Origin of the sequence: Methylophaga sp. UBA2689, from assembly GCA_002354555.1 — a bacterium.
Taxonomy (GTDB): domain Bacteria; phylum Pseudomonadota; class Gammaproteobacteria; order Nitrosococcales; family Methylophagaceae; genus Methylophaga.
The window spans coordinates 30,662-35,807 of record DELT01000098.1; the positions used below are offsets into that span (position 1 = coordinate 30,662).

Consider the following 5,146-nt stretch of genomic DNA (forward strand, 5'->3'; position numbering starts at 1 on the left):
ATTCGGAATCGTAATGGATATCCAGCAACTTGAAACCCTTTTCTTTCAATCACTCAACATCGCGATGGACTGGGCCAGTAGTCCAAAATTTTATTCTCAAATCGGACTGATAGTATTAGCAGGTCTACTGGCTTTTTCGATTGCCAGTTTTTTAAAAAACCGCTCACCACTTTTAAGACAGCTCCCCGCTTCAGGCCCTTTACTTAAATTACGTAACAGCATTTATCGTAGTCGGGATCTGATTTTTCCCTTGATGATAATTCTGGCTTTTTCGATTGCTGCTGATATCAGTCAGTTATGGATTGGTCAAAGCTGGTTAATTCAAATATGTATGAGCTGGGCTGTCATCTATATGCTCTACAAACTGATAAATCGAGTTGTTCATAAGGCTTTATTTAAAAAACTCGCCCTCTTTATTATTTTACCCATTGCTGTGCTACATCTTTTTGGTTGGCTGGATGCAGTTATCGTTTATCTTGAATCTCTGTCATTTGAGTTAGGCAATATCAAGATTTCTGCTTACGGCATTATTCGCGTGCTGATATTCGGCTCGATTTTATTCTGGTTAGGACGTATTTCCAGTACTGCCGGGCAACAAATTATTCGCAGCCAGGAAGATCTGGATATTGGTACTCGTGAAGTATTTGCCAAACTGTTTCAAATCGCACTGTTCTTTATTGTCTTTATTCTGCTGTTGCAGATCATGGGGATTAACTTAACTGCACTAGCAGTGTTTGGTGGTGCTCTGGGTGTGGGTTTAGGTTTTGGCTTACAGTCAATTGCCTCCAATTTTATCTCTGGCATCATCCTGCTGCTTGAACGTTCTTTGAGTGTCGGCGACTACATTGAGATGGAGGATGGTCGCAAAGGTATTATCCGGGAGTTGAATATGCGTTCTTCTACGCTGGAAACCTTCGATGGTAAAGATATCATGGTGCCGAATGAACAGTTCATTACCACCAGTTTTACCAACTGGACCCATAAAAATCTAAAGCAACGCTATTCCCTGGAATTTCAGGTTGCCTATAAAACCGATCTGCATTTTCTGTTTGATTTATTACGACAGGTTGTCGCCAGCCATCCTCGGGTAATAAGTGGTGAGGATGTGCCCATAGAAGAACGACCGGATGCAGAAATAGCAGGCTTTGGAGACTCTGGTGTCGATATTCTGATTGAATTCTGGATGGAAGGCATCGATGATGGTGTTAACCGTGTAGGTGCCGATTTATTGTTAATGATTTGGGATGCGTTAAAACAGCATGAAATTGAAATCCCATTCCCACAACGTGAAGTTAAAATCCTCAATGCCAGTGGTGAAGCAATTCGTTGATTCAGGAAAATCCTGAGTGGCAACGGGATAAATGCTTATTTGATTACACCAATACAAGTGTATTATTTGAACTGTAGAAAGTAATTTCACTTTTAACAGGAGAAATCGACATGTGGACTAAACCAGAATACTCAGATATGCGTTTCGGCTTTGAAGTAACAATGTACATCTGCAACCGTTAATTTGCAGCTAAGCGAAACCTAAGAAGCCCCGACAAGTTCGGGGCTTTTTTTTGTCTATTGTTTTTATTCGTTATGCTGGAGATGTTTGTTCTATCCTGTAGACGGAGGAAAAATCATGACCCAACACTCCGAACTGTGTGAAGCCATTATTAACTGTGCAGTCAGCCTGGCTTCACGTTCCTCATGGGAATCAGTACGGTTGTCCGAGATTGCTACCCAACTCAATATTTCACTGGCCGATATTAATAATTGTTTTGCTGAAAAAGAACAAATCAGTGACGCCTGGTTTGATCGTGCTGATCAGAATATGCTGAAGGTAATGCAATCCTGTGTATTTACAACATTAGAGAATCAGCAAAAATTTCATCACTTGATGATGGCATGGCTGGAACCACTTGCAATCAATCAAAAAGTAACCCGGCAAATGATTTTAAATAAACTGGAACCGGGGCATCTGCATATTCAGATTCCTGCTTTGCTACGGATCAGTCGTACCGTGCAATGGCTGCGTGAAGCTGCAGATCAGCACTCAACATTGCCTTGGCGAGCGGTGGATGAAGCAGCGCTAACCGGAGTGTATTTGATCACTTTTTGCTGTTGGCTGACTGATAATACTTCAATGTACCAGCGGACTCGACGTTGTCTTGAAAGACAATTAAAGGTTGCATCCAAAATCGGCTTTCTGAAATAACTATTTCACCTGTTAGCGGGTTATCCTGCCTATTAATCGCCAGGCTATAAATAAAAAGCCAATAGGCAAAATCAGCATTATCAATACAAATTCAGCCAATAAGTAGATGGCCGCATTTATCCCCTGCTCTGCCTTGGTCTCAATACTCTGCAATCTGTTTTTAATATCCAGATTATCTTTGAATCCCTGGTACCAGCCTCGTTCAGAATCTGCTGACTCCGGTTGAATTGCAGCCACTTCCTGCTGGGTGCTATGCAAAATAGCAATGGCATCCTGTCTATCATGCTCCAGCCAGAGCTGTAATTGATTGGAGGCGACTATAGTGACCGGAATCGCCAAACGTAATAAGGTCATGATCAACACCATCTTAAACAGCATGGAAGACCATCGATCAGGAAGTTTCCGCCATAACAACAGGAGTAAAACGATGGCAGCAAAACCAGCTATAGCCCAACGCAATATTTCAATATCACCGACTGCTAACAGGATTTTCTGAATCCCTAACGATGCTGAAGCCACTAATAAAACACTTGAAAACTGCTCAATCAAATCATTCAGTGGGTCCAGAATCTGGCCAGGAGTCAGTGTCAGACCAACGCCCATTGGCTCGATCGATAACTCAGTGCCTTGTGCCGCTGAAATAACCGCATTCAAGCCCCGGGCAATCGCATAGACCGTAAGTGTGATCCTGAGCATCTGGCTTAATTGAGTTCCCGCATTTGTCTCAAAAGGTATCAACGCCAGGATCAAACACAAAAGCATTAGCAGTACAGCAATAATCTGTGTTCGATGGAATGTCGTTTTCAAGAATAACTCCGTTGTATATCGGATCGAATATCAAAATACATGTATTTGATTCTTTCCTTGTGATTTAGCTTTATACAATGCCTTATCCGTATCCGACATTAAAGCCATTTCAGACTTATAAGACGTTTTGAAGCTTGCGATACCAATACTGATAGTTATCTGTAACAATTTTCCGTCTGGGGCAATAAATCGAGTAGATTCCACCTCGCTTCGAAAACGTTCCAGTGCCAGCTCACCCTCATCACTGCTACATTCTGGAAGTATTATTGCAAATTCCTCACCGCCTATCCGAGCGGGAAAATCAATATCACGACAGTTGTTGCGCAGAATTTCAGCCAGTTTTTTTAAAACGACATCACCATAATCATGGCCATAGGTATCATTAATTTGTTTGAAGTCATCAATGTCCCAGATAACGAGACAATAGCTTCTCCCTGTACGCACTGCTCTGGCATGTTCAGTTTTCAATCTGGGCATAAAAGCACGTCGGTTTGACAGGCATGTTAACGGATCACGTTCAGCCGCTTTTTTCCAGGCCTGGCGTGAAGCCATCGTCAGATTAATCTGGTTTTGTTGGATAGCAATGGCAAACACAGCCAAGGCACTGGAAAATATGTAAGCAATCAAGCCGGTTTCAGTAAATTGATAATTATTTGTTAAAAACACACTATTATCAAAAGCCAGAATACTGATAACAATCACAAAGCAAAGGCTACTGAACAAAGTGAAAAAAACCAGTTTCAAATAAATAGCCATCATCACCATTACCGGCAACAGCAAAAATATTAATGGCCCGTAAACGTTAGAAGCCAATATTACGATCAGTCCGATTATCGCCCCCCCGGACCACAGCTTTTTTAATTCACTGAACTGCACCGCCGGGCTATGTGCAAAGCTTGTAAAGACCTGATAAATCAATAGTATCCCCAATGCATGGGCAATTAGCAGAGTAATATAAAGGTCTTTAAATTTTTCAGCTTCAACATAGCCACTTAATAGCAGATTGATGCCTAAAAATAACGCGGATAGTGCCGGAACAAGAACACAAAGTAACAACAGAAATTTAAGTAAATGGTGGGGTCTGCTTACACCGTAGGGCAAAAATCGACGCATTAGCATCATTCCTAAAACACTTTCAGCTCCCATGATCAACGAATTGACAGAAACATAAAGCGTGTTGTTGTGCCACGTGGTTTCTACTATGAGAGGAAAATGTGCTGCAAATGCTGCTATTACAATAAATGGAAACGCGCGCACTCCCCATAACAGGCACATCAGCAGCCCGACACCGGATGAAAGCGATAATAAATTGACATTGCCTGGGGAAAATGAAAACCAGGTAAAACCCAGTCTTGCAAATAAATAATAGAGCGAGGTAATCAATAGAAGATTCAACAGACCATTGATAGTGCCGGGAAAAATCGTTGTTTTCACCCTGCCTCCCCCTTTCAAGAAATTATTCACCTTGAAAGCATCTCTATACAAAAAGCGATTCTATTTGATTGTCATAGTCTCAGAAGAAAAAGGCAAGATTTAAGAAAAGGATAAACAAGCCCTAATCATAGGGTTCATAGTTTTTATCGGGTTTATCGTCTTTTACAGCGGGATGCTTTGAATCACGAAGCCCCAGAAAATAAAAAACCAGCAGTAACAGATAAAAAAACAGCAGACCGTCTTCAGAGGCTATACTCAATAAAGCCCATAACGGCACTACATAAAACACTAAATTGAGGACAACTGTCAGCGGTTTTCCCAAACGGCGTTTTCCCATGTCAAACAGATAACCGGCAAAGAGGCCAGTCATATAACCACCGACAATTGCCAGGATCAATAACAGAATGACGCCAAACGTTGAAAATCTATCCATCTCAAACCTAAATTCAGATAGCTACAGTTTTATAATGACGCTATAAGCGTTTTTTGTCATTTTTTCCTAGGGCTTGTTTATCTTTCATCTCCACCACTGCTGGCGGCTATTTTTGTGTCCGACAAGGCGGAAAGCACGCAGTGTAGCTTTCCTACATAAGTGATTGACAAATAGAGTCAGGAACTCATTTGAACAGCTTTAGCTGGCCGCGTAGCGGTGAAATACAGGGGTGTATTTCATACAACGCAGGCGGTCGCAAAAATAGTCCC

General features: G+C 41.7%; 6 protein-coding genes. 3 read left to right on the forward strand and 3 right to left on the reverse strand.

What is annotated here, in order from left to right:
• The first annotated feature begins 64 nt into the window (after positions 1–64).
• The 3 genes from B3M51_RS12180 to B3M51_RS12190 all read left to right on the forward strand — a co-directional run bounded on the left by B3M51_RS12180 (position 65) and on the right by B3M51_RS12190 (position 2,203).
• Positions 65–1,330 (forward strand): mechanosensitive ion channel family protein, encoded by a 1,266-nt coding sequence (locus B3M51_RS12180; protein ID WP_414673454.1) that lies wholly within the window; start codon positions 65–67, stop codon positions 1,328–1,330.
• A 110-nt stretch (positions 1,331–1,440) separates the two neighbouring features.
• The gene (gene pqqA, locus B3M51_RS12185; RefSeq protein ID WP_081443609.1) at positions 1,441–1,512 is read left to right on the forward strand and encodes a pyrroloquinoline quinone precursor peptide PqqA; all 72 of its coding nucleotides are present in this window, start codon (positions 1,441–1,443) and stop codon (positions 1,510–1,512) included.
• A gap of 115 nt (positions 1,513–1,627) precedes the next feature.
• On the forward strand, positions 1,628–2,203 hold the full coding sequence (locus B3M51_RS12190; RefSeq protein WP_292759563.1) for a TetR/AcrR family transcriptional regulator: 576 nt from the start codon (positions 1,628–1,630) through the stop codon (positions 2,201–2,203).
• Between the two features lie 12 nt (positions 2,204–2,215).
• Here B3M51_RS12190 and B3M51_RS12195 read toward each other — a convergent pair whose 3' ends face one another.
• From B3M51_RS12195 to B3M51_RS12205, 3 genes are all read right to left on the reverse strand, one after another.
• Entirely contained in the window at positions 2,216–3,010 is a 795-nt protein-coding gene (locus B3M51_RS12195) for a hypothetical protein (RefSeq protein ID WP_292759565.1), read from the reverse strand.
• 30 nt (positions 3,011–3,040) lie between these two features.
• The gene (locus tag B3M51_RS12200) at positions 3,041–4,444 is read right to left on the reverse strand and encodes a sensor domain-containing diguanylate cyclase (protein WP_292759567.1); all 1,404 of its coding nucleotides are present in this window, start codon (positions 4,442–4,444) and stop codon (positions 3,041–3,043) included.
• Between the two features lie 121 nt (positions 4,445–4,565).
• On the reverse strand, positions 4,566–4,877 hold the full coding sequence (locus B3M51_RS12205; protein WP_292483533.1) for a hypothetical protein: 312 nt from the start codon (positions 4,875–4,877) through the stop codon (positions 4,566–4,568).
• Positions 4,878–5,146: the final 269 nt, after the last annotated feature.

Bases quoted from the DNA above. Each gene is read 5' to 3' on its own strand.
- B3M51_RS12190 (WP_292759563.1), top strand. From the start codon at position 1,628: ATGACCCAACACTCCGAACTGTGTGAAGCCATTATTAACTGTGCAGTC.
- B3M51_RS12180 (WP_414673454.1), top strand. From the start codon at position 65: ATGGACTGGGCCAGTAGTCCAAAATTTTATTCTCAAATCGGACTGATA.
- B3M51_RS12205 (WP_292483533.1), bottom strand. From the start codon at position 4,877: ATGGATAGATTTTCAACGTTTGGCGTCATTCTGTTATTGATCCTGGCA.